The sequence below is a fragment of the Microbulbifer sp. THAF38 genome, assembly GCF_009363535.1.
Taxonomy (GTDB): domain Bacteria; phylum Pseudomonadota; class Gammaproteobacteria; order Pseudomonadales; family Cellvibrionaceae; genus Microbulbifer.
The window spans coordinates 2,852,879-2,871,113 of the sequence record NZ_CP045369.1 but is presented as its reverse complement, the minus strand read 5'-3'; the positions used below and the strand labels follow the sequence as shown (position 1 = coordinate 2,871,113).

Annotated in this window: 17 protein-coding genes and 2 pseudogenes; 18 read left to right on the top strand and 1 reads right to left on the bottom strand. The window is 41.7% G+C overall.

Translation table 11 applies throughout. From position 1 onward, the window contains the following. Positions 1-145: 145 nt before the first annotated feature. The 8 genes from FIU95_RS12095 to FIU95_RS12060 all read left to right on the top strand — a co-directional run bounded on the left by FIU95_RS12095 (position 146) and on the right by FIU95_RS12060 (position 5,526). Positions 146-1,354, top strand: coding sequence for a transposase (locus FIU95_RS12095; RefSeq protein ID WP_152454019.1), 1,209 nt, complete (start codon positions 146-148; stop codon positions 1,352-1,354). Between the two features lie 72 nt (positions 1,355-1,426). After that, positions 1,427-1,711, top strand: coding sequence for a hypothetical protein (locus tag FIU95_RS12090; RefSeq protein ID WP_152454018.1), 285 nt, complete (start codon positions 1,427-1,429; stop codon positions 1,709-1,711). An 85-nt stretch (positions 1,712-1,796) separates the two neighbouring features. Next, a complete protein-coding gene (locus FIU95_RS12085) occupies positions 1,797-2,126 on the top strand; it encodes a hypothetical protein (RefSeq protein ID WP_152454017.1) in 330 nt (109 codons plus the stop codon). A 79-nt stretch (positions 2,127-2,205) separates the two neighbouring features. Further along, complete coding sequence (locus tag FIU95_RS12080) at positions 2,206-2,778, top strand: hypothetical protein (RefSeq protein WP_152454016.1); 573 nt, start codon at positions 2,206-2,208, stop codon at positions 2,776-2,778. 125 nt (positions 2,779-2,903) lie between these two features. Beyond that, complete coding sequence (locus tag FIU95_RS12075) at positions 2,904-3,326, top strand: FxsA family protein (RefSeq protein ID WP_152454015.1); 423 nt, start codon at positions 2,904-2,906, stop codon at positions 3,324-3,326. A 148-nt stretch (positions 3,327-3,474) separates the two neighbouring features. Beyond that, on the top strand, positions 3,475-3,894 hold the full coding sequence (locus FIU95_RS12070; RefSeq protein WP_152454014.1) for a hypothetical protein: 420 nt from the start codon (positions 3,475-3,477) through the stop codon (positions 3,892-3,894). 136 nt (positions 3,895-4,030) lie between these two features. Beyond that, positions 4,031-4,615 (top strand): hypothetical protein, encoded by a 585-nt coding sequence (locus tag FIU95_RS12065; protein WP_152454013.1) that lies wholly within the window; start codon positions 4,031-4,033, stop codon positions 4,613-4,615. An 89-nt stretch (positions 4,616-4,704) separates the two neighbouring features. After that, complete coding sequence (locus tag FIU95_RS12060) at positions 4,705-5,526, top strand: hypothetical protein (protein WP_152454012.1); 822 nt, start codon at positions 4,705-4,707, stop codon at positions 5,524-5,526. A 56-nt stretch (positions 5,527-5,582) separates the two neighbouring features. Here FIU95_RS12060 and ltrA read toward each other — a convergent pair whose 3' ends face one another. Next, positions 5,583-6,854, bottom strand: coding sequence for a group II intron reverse transcriptase/maturase (gene ltrA / locus FIU95_RS12055; protein WP_152452240.1), 1,272 nt, complete (start codon positions 6,852-6,854; stop codon positions 5,583-5,585). A 1,963-nt stretch (positions 6,855-8,817) separates the two neighbouring features. Between ltrA and FIU95_RS12050 the strand changes: the two genes are divergently transcribed. The 10 genes and pseudogenes from FIU95_RS12050 (at position 8,818) to FIU95_RS12010 (ending at position 18,201) form a co-directional block, all read left to right on the top strand. Beyond that, entirely contained in the window at positions 8,818-10,044 is a 1,227-nt protein-coding gene (locus FIU95_RS12050; protein ID WP_253868604.1) for a transposase, read from the top strand. 108 nt (positions 10,045-10,152) lie between these two features. After that, positions 10,153-10,362: pseudogene (locus FIU95_RS21480) on the top strand (transposase); the annotation flags it as partial. 547 nt (positions 10,363-10,909) lie between these two features. Beyond that, on the top strand, positions 10,910-11,272 hold the full coding sequence (locus FIU95_RS12045; RefSeq protein WP_152454011.1) for a hypothetical protein: 363 nt from the start codon (positions 10,910-10,912) through the stop codon (positions 11,270-11,272). A gap of 153 nt (positions 11,273-11,425) precedes the next feature. Further along, positions 11,426-11,782: a hypothetical protein gene (locus tag FIU95_RS12040; protein WP_152454010.1), complete on the top strand. Its 357-nt coding sequence runs from the start codon at positions 11,426-11,428 to the stop codon at positions 11,780-11,782. Positions 11,783-12,031: 249 nt separating this feature from the next. Next, a pseudogene (locus FIU95_RS12035) lies at positions 12,032-12,274 on the top strand (transposase); the annotation flags it as partial. 425 nt (positions 12,275-12,699) lie between these two features. Next, positions 12,700-12,867 carry a DDE-type integrase/transposase/recombinase gene (locus FIU95_RS21750; RefSeq protein ID WP_371416908.1) on the top strand — a complete coding sequence of 56 codons (168 nt, stop codon included), beginning with the start codon at positions 12,700-12,702 and terminating at the stop codon, positions 12,865-12,867. A gap of 1,175 nt (positions 12,868-14,042) precedes the next feature. After that, a complete protein-coding gene (locus FIU95_RS12025) occupies positions 14,043-14,480 on the top strand; it encodes a hypothetical protein (protein ID WP_152454007.1) in 438 nt (145 codons plus the stop codon). Next, positions 14,477-14,911 carry a hypothetical protein gene (locus FIU95_RS12020; protein ID WP_152454006.1) on the top strand — a complete coding sequence of 145 codons (435 nt, stop codon included), beginning with the start codon at positions 14,477-14,479 and terminating at the stop codon, positions 14,909-14,911. Before FIU95_RS12025 ends, FIU95_RS12020 begins: the two co-directional genes overlap by 4 nt. 977 nt (positions 14,912-15,888) lie before the next feature. Continuing rightward, a complete protein-coding gene (locus FIU95_RS12015) occupies positions 15,889-16,503 on the top strand; it encodes a LysE family translocator (protein WP_172975388.1) in 615 nt (204 codons plus the stop codon). 1,308 nt (positions 16,504-17,811) lie between these two features. Next, the gene (locus FIU95_RS12010; RefSeq protein WP_152454004.1) at positions 17,812-18,201 is read left to right on the top strand and encodes a hypothetical protein; all 390 of its coding nucleotides are present in this window, start codon (positions 17,812-17,814) and stop codon (positions 18,199-18,201) included. The last annotated feature ends 34 nt before the right edge of the window (positions 18,202-18,235 follow it).

Sequence of the window (18,235 nt, the reverse complement as noted above, 5' to 3'; positions counted from 1 at the left end):
AAAGAGAAGTCAGAGCTATGGCGGGAATTTGCATCTGAAATAGTAATCAAGATAATAGTGGTCGTGATGATCACTATATAAATGTTGTACAAACCCGCTGCGCGGGAGTGGTGCCACCTTTAAATTATAAGAGGCATTTTAGAAAATGCATAACCGGGTATTGCAAAATATATTTTCTGCGTACAGTGGTTATTTATCTAAAACTGCGCAGCCACTAAAAAATTTGAAAGCTATCTCATCAATTCAAGAGTGCCGTACAAAAGCGATGGGAAGCAGTTATTATCGCTGTAAGCACAACCATGTAACTGAACAGTATCATTCTTGCAGACACAGAAGCTGTCCTCTTTGTTCAGGTCGAAAACAGTTACAGTGGGTTGATCAGCAGCGTCGTAAATTATTTGATACAGAGCATTTTCATGTGGTCTTTACTATTCCTCATGAGTATCTGCAATTATGGCAATACAACGAAGAAAGGCTTACAGATATACTCTTTTTATCAAGTAAAGAAACGCTATTTGAATTGATGGCGAGTAAGGCTTATCACGGAGTAACCCCTGGGATGCTTATGGCTCTGCATACTTGGGGAAGACAGTTAACTTTACATCCTCATATACACTGCTTGATAACCGCCGGCGGTTTGACTTTAAGGGAAAACTGGAAAGAAACAGGTGAATATTTATTACCTGTGCGAGTGGTAAAGAGCCTTTATAGAGGAAAATTTCAAGCGCTTTTATTAGAACAGTATCGTGCCGGGTTACTCAAGCTCCCTCCCAACTGGTCAATAGGCCAATTTGATATCCTCTTTAAAGCTTGCTATCGCAAAGAATGGTCGGTTCGTATTCAGGAACGATATGAGCATGGCCGAGGTGTTCTGCTGTATTTTTCACGCTATATCAAAGGCGGTCCGCTGAAGCCAAAGCAGATATTAAATGTGGATCATAAGGGGCTGAAGTTTCGTTATTTTGATCACCGTGATCAGCGACGTAAGCAACTACGGTTAAAGCCTCAGGAGTTCTTAAGGCGTATTTTGCAGCACATACCCCCGATAGGTAAGCATATGGTACGAGGTTACGGATTATATGCTGGATGTAACAAGAAAAAGCACGATCTATGTAGCAATCTCGTGGGTTTAATGAAAGATCAACCACTCCCGGCTGGATTACAAATCCAAGATCTGGTGGTAGAGTGTGGTCAGTGCCACGAGCCCACAAAACTGAGTGGCAGGGTGTGGTCTAAGGCGAAAAAAGGAATTTCCTTTATAAAGGGGGTGGCTCGGCAAGATAGTGCCGGCGGGAACGTACAACATGGCGATGAACCAGACACTGCAGGAATGGGCCTCTTTAGTTCGGCCTAAATTTAATGCCAGGTCATTTTTTTTACCGCCTGCAGTGCAGGTTATCTAAGCGTTAGGCCCTAAGGTAGGAATATGGATCAATCTATTACTTTGAACATCCCTCAAAATCTTTCTGATGAAGGATGGGAAAAAATATCCGAAGTATATAAATGTATGGACGGCTGGATCGAAGGGAAAGATTTTCCGTATTGGTATGGCACAGAAGAGGATGAAAGATACATTTCCGTATCATTCGAACCAAGTGGCCTTCTCTTTTCCGGTAATGTTAATGATGATCTTTGGGTCGGCTGGCTTACGCAATTATGTGCAAAGCTTTCAATTGCTCTAGGTATTGAGGTTCACGATGCAACTATGTAAAAAAAGCCTAACAAGTAAAGCCAGCAACGCCACTTCGTGGCTGGACTCGCTACGCTCGCCGCTGCTTTAGGCGTTATGTGAATACATGAATTACTACATGCTTTCAAAAGACCTATGCTTAGGTCAATCGAGACTGGAACATGTTGATTTAAGTATGGGCATGGTTCATGGAATTTTTACGCAAGAACCTGATTATCAAAAAGTAAAAAATGTTTTTAAACTGTTCGCCAACGAGCAATATGATGAATATCATCAGAAAAGAGATGATTTAGAGTTAACCCTTCAAGATGAGTCAGGTAATAAAATTTCTACTCACTTTATCCACATTGAAGACTACTCTCCAGAGTTTGAAGAGATTAGTGTAGAGGTCAAATTAGTAGACCCTCAGTCATGGGCAGGTAATGCGAACACATAACCAGTGCAGGCAAAATCGCCCGCAAGCGGGCTGGACCTCCCTGACGGTCGGCCTTTGCTGCAAGCGTTAGAGATCAAGGATGTATAAATATCTGTATTTGACTCACCCAGAATGGGCGAGCGCTTGGGTAAGTGGAGGGAAAATTCCACTGAATCCTGCCAGCGCCTACAAAAAAATGGATAGGGAAGGTATCTATACGCCGGATGAAAACCTCATTTATGAGTCTACACATGATTTAGAATCATTCGGACATCTCATAAAGGTTGATGGAGTTAGGGATCTTAAAATAGGAAAAATAGTAGAGAATGGAAGAACTATAGCTGAAAATGTAAGGGCATCTAAATATCATGAGGATGGAGTCATCCTTTCCCTATGTAATAGAAAGAGCAAGGAAATAGCTAAGAAACTCAATAAGAAAGCATGCGTAAAAATATTGGATGTTGATGTCTTAAAGAAGGTCATTGATGATCAGCTGGGGAAGGTAAGTATTGCGAAGTGTTGTGAGTACACTGCATCTTATAATCGCAATCATTTTCTTAAATCAACGGAAGATGAGTGGCAAGATGAATTTAGGTTATTTTGGGATCACCAAGAGCGCATTGAGGTGACTTTACCTAAAGGTATTGCCAGGCGGATCAAGCTAAATCTCTAACAAAGCGCTGCAGGCCGACGGACAACTTTGTGCGCTTTTTGCGCGGTCGCTGCGCTCCCATTATCGCGCATAAAGCGCCCAAAATTGTCCGCGGCTGAGCGCGGCGTTAAGGCATCCAGAATCGTATGAAGTGGTTAATTTTTCTGATAATTCTTGGGGTAAGTGAAGTTGCAGTCATAGGTCAACTGCATTCAATACTTGGCCTTTATGCTTTGATAGGACTTTATATAGTTACTACTGCCATCGGTGGCGTGTTTCTATATATGCAATACCCTGAATTCAAGCGGTCGATGAATGCATCCAAAAAGATAGGTAAGAAATTTAAAAAGCAATTTGCGGGTGAAGAATATTCGCTATCAGCAGAACAACTTGAAAAGTTGAGACCTTTTTTCTTTGTGGTTCGTTATGGTGTTGCTTTTGCTCTAATTGTAATTCCAGGGGTTGTCTCTGATATAGTTGGTGTTGTAATGGTCTTGCCTGTTGTAATTAGTTACTTCATTAATCGCAGTATAGATAAAGCAATTGCCAAAGCGGAAGCCCAGCCTTAACAAGGCGCTGTAGCGGACTCCGTAAAACTGCCGTCTTTTTTACATAAGGCGCAAAAAAGCCACCAATTTTACTACGCCGGTAAGCGCGGCGTTATACCTAATTATGATCTGTCCTAAATGTCAATATCAAAGAAACCCTTATGAAAGGGTGCCGGAGTGGCAATGCCCCTCATGTGGCGTCGCTTATCACAAATATGAGAGTATCAAAGAAGAAATAATTATTGAAAGAGAAGAGAGAGAGCAGGAAGAGCAAGATATAATACATAGAATTGCTGAATTTCGGCCATTTGCAAATTTTTGTATTGCTCTATTTTTTGGCTATTCCATATACTTTTTGATCGCAGGTGAAAACAGTATGGGGGTTGTTTGGCCAATTATTTTAGGTTCTTCTTTACTTAATCTATGTAGAAGTATGATTAATACCGGGATTTTTTTTCATGTAAATAATAAGTTAATGCCTAAAGAGAAACACCCTACAAATTTTAAAGTTGAGTTGGTAGCTGTTTTTTTTGGGGGGGTATGGTTACTTTATGTTGGTTTTATCAATTTTGTCAGTAATGGTTGGTAAATGTGTAACAAGACGTTGCATCACGACATCCAAGGCTGTGTGTCTTTTGTGGTACGCTGCCCTTATACCACAAAAGCCGTCCAACTTGGCGCGGCTGGACGCAGTATTAGTACTATATTGGAAATATCATGTTTAATTGGCTAAAGAAAAAAATAAAAACGTGAAGGAAAATGTTGAACCTCTGGTGGAGCAATATGATCCATATAAAGATGGTGGGGTACGCCTAAAACAGCTGCTTGCTGGCTCAAAATTCATTTATCGGGACACTAATCTTTCGAAAGATCAACTGTCGAAATTTCAAGTAGGTATGTTCTTTAAGGAGCATACTGCATGTGATGCGACGGCGAAATTTGGCGGTATCAATGGAAATGTAAGGTTTCTAATCGTAACGTCCACACCAAAAGATTTAAGCGTGTTGAGTCCCAATCCAAGCTTTGCTCATTCAGTTGTAGGAATGAATGAGGTTTATAAAGTAATTGCCGTTTCTGAAAAGCAGGGATATTTTCAAATTACTGTACTCCACGTTCCTAACGAGTTTAGGTCTTATTTTAGTTCGCAAGACGCTCAAGGTTTTGAAGGCCTGGTGTTACAAAGCACTGAACAGGATTTTAACGAAGCGTGCACAGTACCGGTTGATCCTGATTTAGAACATCCAGATTGGGTCGAAAGAGTTAAACCTCCTATTGGTTTGGACAATAATCATGAACCGATACCAGCCTAAAGTACTAACAAACAAAGGCAGCACCGCCCTTCGGGCTGGACGCGCTAACGCGCGCCGCTGCTTTGGGCGTTAGAAATACAGGATCTATAATGGATATTTCTGATTCACTTAAGCGTGCAGAAAACTCACTTAGGGATTTGATAAATTTCATTTTACTCAAACAAAGCGGAAATAACTGGCATGACTCATGTGGGGTGTCAGAAAAACGAATAACCCAGTGGAAAGACCGAAAAGAAATTGACGAAAAGAAATTTGGATATAGTGATCCACGAATAATTTATTATGCTGATTTTTATGATTTAAAAACAATTCTTAAAAAATGCTGGGATAAGGGTTTTTCGGAAGTATTTGGAAGGTGGAAAGAAATTGAGGTTCTTCTCGATATATTAGAGGAACTTCGAAATCCAGATGCTCACAGGAGAAACTTACTCCCATATCAAAAGCACCTGGCTATTGGCATTAGTGGAAAAATTCGAGCAGAAATTACAGAGTACTTTAGTAAAATGGAAACAGGCGAATCATATTACCCTAGGATTGAAAGCATTCAAGATAGTTTAGGAAATACTTGGACTATTGGAGAGCGTAATACATTTAATACAAACTGCATTTTAAGGCCGGGTGATCAAATCCAATTTAATGTAGCTGCAACTGATCCTGTTGGTGATACATTGGAATATGCTGTATTGCCTGGGGCATTCCCTTATGTATTTGAATGGAAAAATAGTGGTGATTTTGATTTGACGATAGAAAATAGCCATGTTGGCGAGAAGCTTTGGATTACAATAGCTATTAGAAGCCCGAGAGAATTTCATGCAACATCAGAGGTTGGACTTGGGAAGGTTGATGATGTAGTAAAGTTTGGATTCGAGGTTTTACCACCTAAATTAAATGCTAAATCGGGTAGCCGGTAGTTTCTAGCTACCGGCCCCCACACCACCCATCGTGCGGGTCCGCAATGGGCGGTTCCCTATCCGTAATGAATCTCTACCCAACGATCTCGCAATGAAATCAACCCCATCTCTTCGAAGAACTCATTATTGAGCGCAATATGAATACCCTCAGTTTTTGCGCTTCGCCAGTAACTTTTACCGGTCGAGCCGCAGGTAACTGCCAGCGATTCACTCACACCCATACGCAGTAAATTTCGAACTTTCGTTCTCACTCTGCGCCAATTCTTCCAATAGCTCATTCTTAATCGCCGCCGTATCCAGCAGTCTAGATCAATACATTTTTGATAGCCTTGCGCTATTCCAAAATAGTTGATCCAGCCACGGAGGTATACGGTAAGTTCCTTCAGTTTCTTTTCCATCGAAATGCCACGGGACCGTCCTGTAATCTGACGGACGTGGTATTTAAATTGGCGCAGTGACTTATCATGCCAGACAAGCTTTGCTCCACGAAAAGAAAAACCCAGAAACTTACAACGACTAACGGGGGCTACTTGGCTTTTAGCATCGTTAACTTTGAGTTTAAGCTTGCGCTCAACAAAGCGTTTAATGCTCGCCATAAGCCGTTCGCCGGCACGTTTAGAGGAAACGACAATCACAAAATCATCCGCATAGCGGACAAAATCGTGCTGGCGTTTTTCCAGCTCTTTGTCGAGCAGGTCGAGTACAATATTGGAGAGCAGCGGCGATAAAGGGCCCCCTTGTGGCACCCCCTCATGACAGGCTTTCCAGCATCCATCTTCTACACTTCCTACACGCAAGTAACTTGCGATCAACTTGAGTAAACGCTTATCGCTGATTCTTTGGCCAAGTAAACTCATGAGGAAGTCATGGTTGACCCGGTCGAAGAACTTAGATAAATCGACATCTACGGCTATCCGCTTCCCGCCTTCGATATACTTCTGTAGCTTTTTCACCGCATGATGCTGTGATCGCTTTGGGCGGAACCCATAGCTGAACTCCGAAAAGGTTTTATCGAAACTGGGACCGATGATTTGGGCGATAGCCTGCTGTATAACACGATCAAAGATCGTAGGTATCCCGAGACCACGCTGGCCGCCATCTGGCTTGCGAATGTAGACGCGCCTGACGGGAAGCGGCTGGTAATGACCCTGTCGAATAGTCTCGATGAGGTCGTCGCCAACTGCCTTGAAGTGCTGCATAAAATTATCGACAGTAATCTCGTCAATGCCTGCGGCACCTTTGTTGCTTCGCACGTGTTTCCATGCAGCATTAAGATTTTCTTTGCTGAGGATGGTTTCAAGCAGATTTTCATTTGAGTTGAGTGTCATGGCAGTGCGCTACGTCAATTTTATATCCGGCTGGCAACATATCGGCAGGCTAGCCCTGTCTTTTAACTCGTGGATTTTGGGTTCAGGCCTTCACCGTATCCAAGGTATTAATCTTGGTATTAGGCTACTATGCCGTCGGCTGACTTCTGTTCAATCACCTTGGCCATTACTGGCCGAGGCGCCGCTGTGTTCCACCAATTTTGTTTACCCCCGCGATGGTGGCTAACGGGCTGGGCCTACTTATGAGTCAGCGGCCACGCTGACAGCTTTACAGCAGCAGGTTGAACAGATCTCCCCAGATAAGAACGTGAACTTTCACTACACAACTGCATCATTTACTCTACCCGTTAGACCACATGGCTTTGGTATCCTTGGCTACCTCGCCTCCAGGCTAAGCCTTATATGATGTTTCTGTCCGTCAGCTCGTAGTTTTGCTAGCGGCTTCCTCCCCACAAGACCTCGCGGTATTGCAGTTGCCATTCGCTAGTAGTTAGCATTTAATGGAAACCATTAAATGGTGATCCTCCTACAGGGGACTTTCACCCCATTAGTTCACGCCCATGCTGGGCGTACCAAATCAATGCATCCGACCGCTGACGCGTCGGCTGATTGAGGCGTTATGTGCCAATAAGAAGGGCTCAAGTTGAACTGGATTAGAATATTAAAATTTTCGATATTACTATTTATTTCGCTTACTACACTTTCAACTTGTATAAGCTATTCTTGGGGGATCTCTGCTTTAGAATATGGAGAATCCAAGGAGTTCTTTTTGCTAAGCTATGGTGCATCTAGTCTTTTATCTATCGTAATATTGAGTATTTTAGCTGAGAAACGGGAAGATTTTACGTTTCTTCATTGTACTATTACTTGTGTCATTTGTTGGTTATTTAGCACTGCTACTTTGGCAATTTTATTAGAAACAATCTATTACCCTAAAACATGGATAATCGATGCCCCAATAACAATTGTAGAAATATCAATTGCTACATTAATTGGAGTAATGATTCGAAGAGTAAATTCATTAAGGCTGACTCAGGATGCAAACACATAACCAGCACAGGCATGTTCGCCCTTGGGGCTGGACCTCCGCAAACTGTCACTTTTCTTGCTTTGCAACAAAAGCGACATTTTGCTACGGTCTATGCTGTAGGCGCTATGAGTCCGAATGACAAGGTTTCATTGTGAATGAGAAAATAAATATATTTCTATCAAGCTTGTTTATCCTTGTCGTTGTAGTTGGGTTGTCAATTTTCGCGGGTGTTGCGTACATCTATACACTTTGCGGTCTATCGGTGTGGGCTGTGATCGGTCACTTGGTCAAGCTAGATGATGATATGCCGGGAGAGTGGAGCAACATGGAAGGTTCACCCGAAGCTTGGCGTAGGTCAAGAGTAGAGCTTTTAATAAAATCCTTAGTAATGTTTTCTCTCGTTACAACTACGTTGGCTTTTCCAAGCCTGGGAGAATTCGGTGCTCACTGAAGTCGTGGAAACTCATAACAATGCCGGGCAGTTTGCTCCGAGCCTGCGGCCCTCCGTGGGACAGTTTACGTTATGTGTTTTAAGAAGGGACTGAGTTTTGCCAAAATATCAAATCCCAAGGTCAGCCGGAGAATTTGAGATTCTTGAATCTAAATCTGGTAATCCAATGATATGGAATCGGAAAAAAGGTAAAGGAAAGGTTATGATTCCATGCAGAGATCGTAGTCATGCTGAAGAAATATTAGGGAAGTTAAAGGATCTCAAAAATGGAGGTGAACTATGGATTTAAAGCTCGAATTAGACGGTTCGGCGGGTACACATAACCAGTTGTTGTAGTACGTTCCGGCCACAAAAGACGTGGCCTCCACCGGACAGCCTGCACTGTGTTTCGGCTGCCGCTAAGCAAGGCGTTCAGGCTGTAGAAAAACTCTTAAAAGGTAGCTTTTTGTTAAAATGGAGGTCTTGATGACGAGATTATCCATATGCCCAACTTCAAACGTTACGATTACAATCAAGATGCAATGGTCGTCATCAATTTCGAAGAACAACTACAACCTGAAATCTTTGAGTTTACACTTCATCATTTGATTGATAACCATATCGACCTCTCTGCCTTCCATAAAAAATATCAAAATGATAGCAGCGGGCGAACCGTCTATGATCCAGCTATCCTACTGAAAATCATTTTGTTTGCTTACTCAAAAGGCATTACTTCAAGTCGTGAAATTCAATGGCAGTGTGAGAACAATATCCTCTTCAAAGCTCTGTCATGCGATACCGTTCCGCATTTTACTAGTATTGCGAGTTTCGTAAGTAGTCATCCTGATGCGATTGAGTCGGTGTTACTGATCTGCGATCAACAGGGTTTGCTTGGCAACGAACTATTTGCAATAGATGGATGCAAGATGCCATCCAATGTCAGCAAAGAACATTCAGGGACTTTTAAAGAACTAGAGCAGAAGCAGGAAAAAATTAGCAAGAAGATCAAACATTGCCTCAAAGAGCACAAGAGGCTTGATGGCAGGAAAACTAAAGAAAAAGAGCGAAAGCAAGCGGTAGCTAAAGCGGCTGATACTCTACAGAAACACTTTGATAAAATTGATCAGTTCTTAAAGAATCATTCCCCCAGGATGGGGCAAGGAAAAAACCCTAAAGAGGTAAAAAGTAATATCACGGATAATGAATCAGCCAAGATAACTACCAGCAAAGGAACCATTCAGGGCTATAACGGTGTTGCCGCAGTTGATAGGAAGCATCAGATAGTTGTTGAAGCACAGGCCTTTGGTGAGGGGCAAGAACATCATACACTGAAGCCTATTCTCAATGGCATCAGTTGCCATTATAAGAATATAGGAATAGAAGAAGACATCTTGATCAAGCAGGTTATCATTACTGCTGATACTGGATTCTCCAACGATGCTAATTATAGCTACCTGCGAGAAAAAGGCATTAATGCCTACATATCTGACAATAAATTCCGTTCACGTGATAAAGCTTTTGTTAAGCAAAAAGCCAAGTATGGCAAGCGTAATAAAAAAGGTAGAGCTAGTGCTGAGCAGACTTTCGCTGCTAGTGAATTTACATTCAACAAGAAAAAGAAAACCTGCATCTGTCCGGCAGGAAAATCCATGCTCTTGTTAAAAGAAGAGCAAGTTAGTGAAGGTAAGAAAAAGCTATTATTCGAAGGGCGCCTCACTGACTGCAGGTAATGCAGCCTTAAAAATCAGTGTATGCGAAACCCAGATTCTGCAGGCTCTCGAAAAGGGCATGGAAGGTAAGTATCCCTTACTTGGACAAACGGACGGACAGCCACCGACTGGATGAAAAAGCGGGTTGATAGTATTGAGGGTAAGACCATTTATGGGCATCGAATGTCTGTTGTCGAGCCAGTGTTTGGGAACATTGGTACCAACAAACGATTGAATCGCTTCTCGCTACGAGGAAAAAGTAAGGTTCAGGGACAATGGCAGATGTTCTGCTTGGTGCATAACATTGAAAAGTTGATGAGATATGGCAGTATCCAGTGATTGAGTATAAATTAAGGGCATCAAGACGCCTAAATTTAATACAATGAAAGAAATTTGGTGATATAGCTAAATTCAGGTCGAAATTTTAATTGGAGGGGTCTGAGGCGAGACGACTTTTTCTAAAAGTGTTTTTCTACAGCCTCGTTATATACATATCTAGTTATGGACGTAAGCGAATATTATCGAAAAGCTAAAGAGATAGCTGAGAGTCCCGAGCTGCACGACACTGGTGAGGCAAAGGAAATTCAGCAGGCTCTCGATTACGATCGTTTAGATGATCATCCGTTTTGCCGGGTTCCAAACGTTCAAGCAGCTCTAGAGCTCTATATAAAAGGCTCTATCATGGAAAGTAACGCAGATAGGAGCACGGCAGTAAAGGTGGATTTTACGTGCCTTGTTCTAGGCTTCATAATCGGGTGGGTAGTGTGGTCGTAACAACGTATAACAAATACAAGCAGGTTGCTACGGGCCTTTGACCCTTCGCGGGGCGGCATACGCTATGCTCCAACCGCCCCTGTTGTAGTCGTTATGCTCAAGCAGGAATGAAATGAATCGTATTTTTCTCGCAATAATTTTGATCACCATTGGCGGTTGTGCGTCTCAAGAGGTGAGGGAAATAGAACTTCCTGAAATCATGAGTATTGAAGGAAAGAACTTCATTTCTACGGCTGCATTCAAAGAGCACGAGTTAAGTATCACCAGGCCTGAAAGTGGCGAATTAATAGTAAATATTCCTGAAAAAGAAGCACTATTTTACTGGACCTGTGGTGGAGTCTACTGGGATGGGCTCATTCAAGGTCAAAGCATATTGGAAGAAGCAGATTTAGTCTTGGACTTTAAAGGTGTCAAAGAGGTTTGGATTCCTATAGAAGGTAAGCCTAAGAAACTTTACATTTTCGAGGTTCGCTAGCATAACAAGGCCGGGTAATTTGCTCCGAGTCTTCAGCCCTCCGCGAGACAGCTAACCTTATACACATTTTGCACGGGTCGCTGTGCTCCCATTTTCGCGCAAAACGCGCACAAGGTAAGCCGCCCCTATTGGCGGCGTTAAGTGTAAAGAGCTATGAAAAATTCACGAAAAATAATTTTTGGTCTCTTATTAACTTTTATCGCCTTTGGAGTGCTTGAAGCCTTTTTTCCTGGGGAGAGTAATGGCTTAGGCCTATTCCATGGTTTAGTGATCTTGAGTTTTTTATTTTGGTGGATTGGGGTCCATGCAAGTGAAAATGGCATTATTGCCCCAAAGGGAAGTAAGATTCTTACGTTACTCGTACCTCCGCTAGGCTTGCCATACTATTTTTATAAGGGGTATGGCTTTAAGAAAGGCTCAATTCTCGTAGCGGTTGCGCTATTGCTGTTCGTACTTGCGCTTGGCATGTATATTCTGGGCTTCGGCGCTGCCAATCAACTGAACACATAACAAACGAAAGCAGGATGATACGCCCCTTCGGGCCTCCGCGGGACGCCAAACGCTATGCACATTTTGTGTGGGTCGCTGCGCTCCCAGTTTCGCACAAAAAGTGCATAGCATTGTTTGTCCCTGTTGCGGGTATTATGAGTAAGATTTCCCCACGCTTAGTAGACACCTTGTATAGTTAGGTTTAGGCCTAACACGGAGGTGTATCATGGGTAAGAAAAGAACTCAGGCGTATACGGAGAAGCAGTTAAGAGGGCTGAGAAGCCTGGAACAACAACGGCTTCTGTGGCACGAGAGCTAGGCGTCAGCGCGCAGCAGATCTACAACTGGCGTCGTCAGTTTAATCGACTATCTGATAAGCAGTTCAATAGTTTAGATGGCGTCGACTATTCAAAACAGGAAAGCGCTGAAGTTCGCAAGCTCAGGAAGGAGCTGCATGAAGCTCGCCAGGAGGTTGAACCTACAACTGCGTACTTTACGAACCACCAAGAGTAAAGTACGCACTGATACAAGAGCATGTAGGGTCATTCCCGGTTAGCTTGATGTGTCGGTGTTTGGAAGTCTCAAGATTGGGTTATTATCGATGGGGAGGGCGGCTGCCACCTCCACGCACGATTAGAAAGATACGAACAATCGAGAAAATCCGAAGACGTTTGCTGAGTTTAAAGGTCGTTATGGAGCGCCTAGAATCGCTTCCGAGCTTCAAGAGTTGGTTGAACCATGCTCACGGAACTACCTCGCATAAGCTTATGCAACAGGAACATATTAAAGCGAGAAACGGTAAAGGCTTTCGATATAGTCAGCCCGTAGAGGGGAATATCAATGTCGCAGCCAATCTACTTAAGCGTTGCTTTAATGTGGATCGACCAAATTACCGCTGGACGAGTGGCATTATGTATATCTAGGTTCGAAAGCGGTGGTTGTACCTCGGGGTAGTTATGGACCTGTACTCTCGACGCATTGTGGGTTGGGCATTCGATTCTCAGATGACCGATGAATTGACACGTCGAGCATTGAAAGTGTTTCAAGAAAGACGAAAAGCAAAGTCTGGACTAATTGATCACTCTGATGGGAGTGTGCAATACTAGTCTCAGAAATATCAAGATCTCCTCCCGAAATCAAGTGCAAGCCGAGCATGAGCCGGCAATCAAACTGTTGGGATAATGCAGAAATGGAATCATTCTTTAGTAGGATGAAAGCCGTGCTGAGGCATTCAAAAGCGAAGAGCAAGCAAAATCTGAGGTGTCTGAATACATTGAAATTTCCTACAATAGGGTCCGTAGGTACTCTGCAATGGGTTAAGTAAGCCATGCAGCGTATAAGCGCAAATGTGTATAGTTAGAATGTCCACTTTTTGCGGGCAAGACCACATTAGCCGGAAATAGAAAGCCTATAAGGAAGTTAAATGGTACATTTGGGTAGTTTATGGGGAGACTACCCAAATGAAGATTCATGCAATGCAAGCACTGGGATGGTGAAAAACTTTTTATAAACCAATGTGCGATTTGGCTAAGTCATGAAGTGAAAAAATCTAGTATTAAATTCAATACTTCCTCAAAAGGAAGGACGTGTTGTGTTCACCCTAAGGAAGAACATATTCTGCAGCTGCAGAATTTGCAGATTAGATCCAAAAATCAAAATTCCAAATATACTCATTATGAAAAATATCACCGGTGAAAACTGAAGAAAAAAAGTTGAGTTGAGGAAAGGAATCATATGCTTTGAAGACTACTATCCCCACAGCGATGGTAGCGGTGGAGATCATATCGATCTCTAGAATGGTAGAGCCATGACTGGAGTTGGCTCATATTTTCGTGCAAGATTCAATATAGTAATTCCAAGCATTTGGTCTGACCTGGGTAAATCTAAGAAAATAAAGTTTCTTCCAGTAGCATGATAAAAAAATTACTTTGGTTTGTCGTCGCATTTTTTTGCATCTGCATTACCCATTTCTTTTTAGTGTATTTGGTTGGATGGCTCCTGAATCTGGCTGATTTAAGACTCTACAGTTCTGAAACAGATCAGTAGCGTAATTTCAACACCGTAATGTTAGGGTGGCTTTTACTTTCTATAGTGGGTGCGGCTTGGTTAAGTAGGCGAAAAAGCTATCATTACGCTGCAGACCGACAGCTTACTGCGGGTGTCTTTTGTACGGTCACTGCGTACCTATTATTTTGGAAAATGTACAGGCAGCAAGCTGCAACTGAGCTCGGCATTAAGTGAAAATACAAATCCATCAAATCCATCAAATCCAGGCGTTTTAGTGAAATACATAATATTTATTTCTTCCGCTTTATTCTTATCCATAGTGGGTTGCTCAAGTACTATGGGTGGCTATATTGTCCCAGGAGAATCTATTGATCGTAATTTAGTTTACATGGTTGAGAAGAGTGCGATTGATGAGAGGGGGCTAGATGAAATTATTTCACGTCAATTAAAGAAGAAAGGGTTGAAAGTTTATACTGAATCGACAGATACTTCTAAAGATTATGATGTAAAAATTGTCTATGGGGGGCAATGGCAGTGGGACGTGACGTGGTATTTATTGAATGTGGATATCCGTTTTTATGAGAAAGAGTCCAGCCTGCTGCTAGCCTCAGCATATTCACAGAGAACCTCTTTAGTCAGGAAAAAACCGTCAGAAATAGTTAATGAGGCTATTTCTGCACTATTTACTTTAAACAATAAGGAAGAAAGATGATTAAAAATACATTGCTACTATTTTCTGCCGTATTACTGACTGCCTGTGTTTCAAACCCACCTGTTTTGGTCCCAGATTCATTGAATAATGATTCTATTTCGGCAGTTGGTATGACTTGTAGTAGCCCTCATCAACTGTCGCAGGATTGTTCTGGCTTATCAGGGCCTACTAAAAAGATCTCTATCTCTGGCATGAAAATGAAGGTGGCTGGATCAAGTGATGGTACGGTTATAGTTATGTTTGGCTCAAGTTCGATGAGTCCAAATATGCAGGAGATTAACACCAGCTATGAATTGATAAAGCGTGAATTGGTCGCTAGTAAAATTGGCATTATTAAGGTAACCCCTGTTATTTCTTCAAATATTCTTTTTGGATATGCTATAGAAACAGATAAGCCAGCTTATGAGCTTATATCCAAAAAAAATAGCTAACAATCACTTAATAAATTAAGAGAGAGGAAATTATCAACCATGCTGTGGCTTTGGGATGTTTTTCAGCAGTGACAGATCTCGGATAATCAAAACGTGAAATGATGCATAGTGTGATACTAGAGCGGCGTTTGCATTAATCCGCTAGCTGGAAGAGAAAGCAGATCGTTTATCTTTGCAAAGCCATGCACTATTTGAAGAGCTTGAACGTTCTAAAGGGTTCTCTGAGAGTCAGTTTAAAGAAAAAATGACTTAAATTGTCTTATGTGATAGGAAATTTGATCCCATATCTGAGAAAAACTGTCTTGATGATGGCCATAAGATACGTAAGTCGCGCCCAAATTGCTTTTGGTGCGGCGTTAGTCTCAAAAGTATTGGTTGAGCCCTGTTAACAAAGCAATGCAGCCGACGTCTTACTTTGTGTACCTTTTGCACAAAGTAAGTCGTTGATGATTGCAGCGTTGGGTATGAGTGAAGGTGATTATTTCAGTCACTGCCTCCTTAAGAATGTATGGAGGCAGTGAAAACCTCAATTAAATAACAAAAGTTGTTGAGATTTGAGCCTACGATTTTACACCTCAAGGGTGACAAATTTTTATAAGCACTAAGCCTTACTCTCAATCGATGTGGGCTTGCGAATGAAATATTCATGAAGAAGGCCTATCTAAGCATATGAATGCTGTTGATCTGTAATAAACTAGAATGCTAAGGCTATTAAGAAGCTGAAAAATAAATACCAAGTTGATGTTTTCTGTGATTATAGGAGTAACTGTGATCACGCTGAGCTCTAAGTAGAAAATAATAGCCTCACAGTATTTAAAGAATTAGAGGTTCGTTTCGGAGTGACTGTAATTGTATTGCCTCCGGATTAGTACATTTAACAAGTCAATCAGCTACACGCATACGTGTACCGGATAGCTTGTTTTACGCTTCTGCGTTCCAGCTTTCGGTTATTGATGCGTCCTGTTTTTGAGGGAACTATGTCATTAACTTCACTTCTTATCTTCTCTGGAGCGATGTTACTCCTTGCTATTACCCCTGGCCCAGGGTTTTTCGCAACAATTGCAAGGGCACTAACATCTGGGATGAAGGAATCTGCCATTGTTGTTTTTGGTATCGTTATTGGAGATATTATTTTTCTGCTATTTGCAATTTATGGCTTAAGTGCAGTAGCTGAGAAAATACATTGGTTGTTCTTACTGATTAAATACTTTGGTGCTGCATACCTAATATATTTAGGATGGAGGCTCTGGTCATCCGATCCAAATATAGTAGAGATTGAATCAACAAAAGAAATTTCTCAAAGGACAAGTTTCTTCACTGGCCTCTTTATAACTTTAGGAAACCCCAAGGTAATATTTTTCTATGTTGCATTCTTACCAACGTTTATGAATTTGGAAAAACTCTCAGGCGTAGATGTTTTGGCGATAAGTTCAGTTGTGGCAATAGTGCTGGGTTCAACTTTACTTTTCTACGGATATACAGCAGTTCGAGCAAAGAAAGCGTTAAATAGCAAACATTCGCAAAAAACACTAAATCGTATTTCCGGTGCAACTATGATTGGAATCGGTACAGTCCTTGCAGTGAAAGCATAACAAGAGTATGTAGGACAATTAAAGCACCCCATATGCAGGCGTTAGTTGCCGAAGGAGAATAAACTATCAATTTGTCTGGTCAGGAAAAATGGTTGTTAGTAGAATTAACGGATTTCTGGAAATCGCTCCCCGAGTTAATTTCTGAGATTAATTCTGGCAACCTCGAAATGGGACTAATAGCTAAGTTTGAGCTAGCTATTGAGCTTTTAATCTCTCTTAATTCGAAAAGCTTGGTGGCTCTGAATTAATAAAAGCCTGACTCGAAGGTGCCATATTCACTTGAAAATTCGAAAACTTCAGATGGGTCTGATTTGGTAGAGTTCATTAATGATTCTTGGAGTTGGTCAAGTTCATATTCAAGAGATCACAAATGGCAATATGAATTAGCACCTACTGAACAAGGGGAGTCTGTTCTGGATGACATATTTGGGCTTGTAAAAAATAACTAACAGACCCCAGTATAAAATGCACTTGGTGCTTTGGGGTCGTAACAAATTATTTGCTTGTGCATTGGGTGTTAACTTATACGGAAGTAAAATCGACAAAAGAAGTTGAACTGTAAGTGTTCTATATAAAAAATTAATAAATTTGGCTTGCAAGCTAGAGGCATGGCATCCAGAGTCTTACTAAGATATCTCCCCTAAAAAAATTTCGTTAGAAGCTATATCTTACAAAGCACTTGCCGCTTTCAAATCAGTAAATGTTGGCTCAAGAATCATCTAGAAATTGGAGTTGTGATTTTCCTTATCGATACAAAATTTTCATTCCGAAAGCGTTTGACCTTTTGTGTGGCACTAAAGTACTTAGTACGCATTAATTCTTGATTGGCCGACTTAAAGAGGCACATCGATGCACTTGGAATCTATTGAGTGTTTCAACAAGCATGCCTTACTCGTAAGGGATATGTTTCCTGTTTCATGATTGGCGTATGAAGCGTTTGGACCTAGTCGGCGCGACTAAAATTAGAGTAATAGATCCGCTGAAGGATAAGCTGATGAAAAACTATTCCGTCTCAGGGTGATTTTTCGTTGATCCCTGAAAATTAAGGCCTACTCTTATCTTTGGTGAAAGAGTAATAAAAACAGTGATGAATTAAAAAATTCTCTTTGGTTCTCCAGATGATCTGGTGGATCGGAGCGATGAGGAGGAATAGGTTGACAAGTTGCTGAATTTTTCGGGACACAAAGCTCCCGTCTTCCACGGAACAGCCTAAGTTGTGTTCCTGCTGCCGTTTAGTAAGGTAATATGTAGAATCTCTCCTTCGATGGATAGAGGTCATTCATTATTAATATCTTAGAGCCTTACGACATGAAAAAAATTTTAGCATCATTTATTTTGGGGGTTGCCATTTCCGGCAATGCATGCTTGGCTTTGGATGACTCTGAGTCGTCAGTCATGAAAGTCGGAATATACGCTGCAGATGGTAAACCTCCTTATGGTGTATTTGATGTTACCGCCTCTGATGGAAAAGTTTACAGAGAGGTCATTCTTGCCGATGGCACCTTTAGAAGTACGGCAAGGGACGGCTCGGTCGTAAAGGGGGTCTGGGAGCAACGAAAGAACGGTATTTTTTGCTCAAAACCTTTCAAAGCTCCTAGATTTAGATGTAAGTACGAGGAAGTCAATTCTAATGGCGTCTGGACTTCAACAGAAATTGATGGTGGAGAAATATCAACAATACGACGATTAGACGAATAAGTGCCTTGATAAATTACAAGTAGTATCATGCATG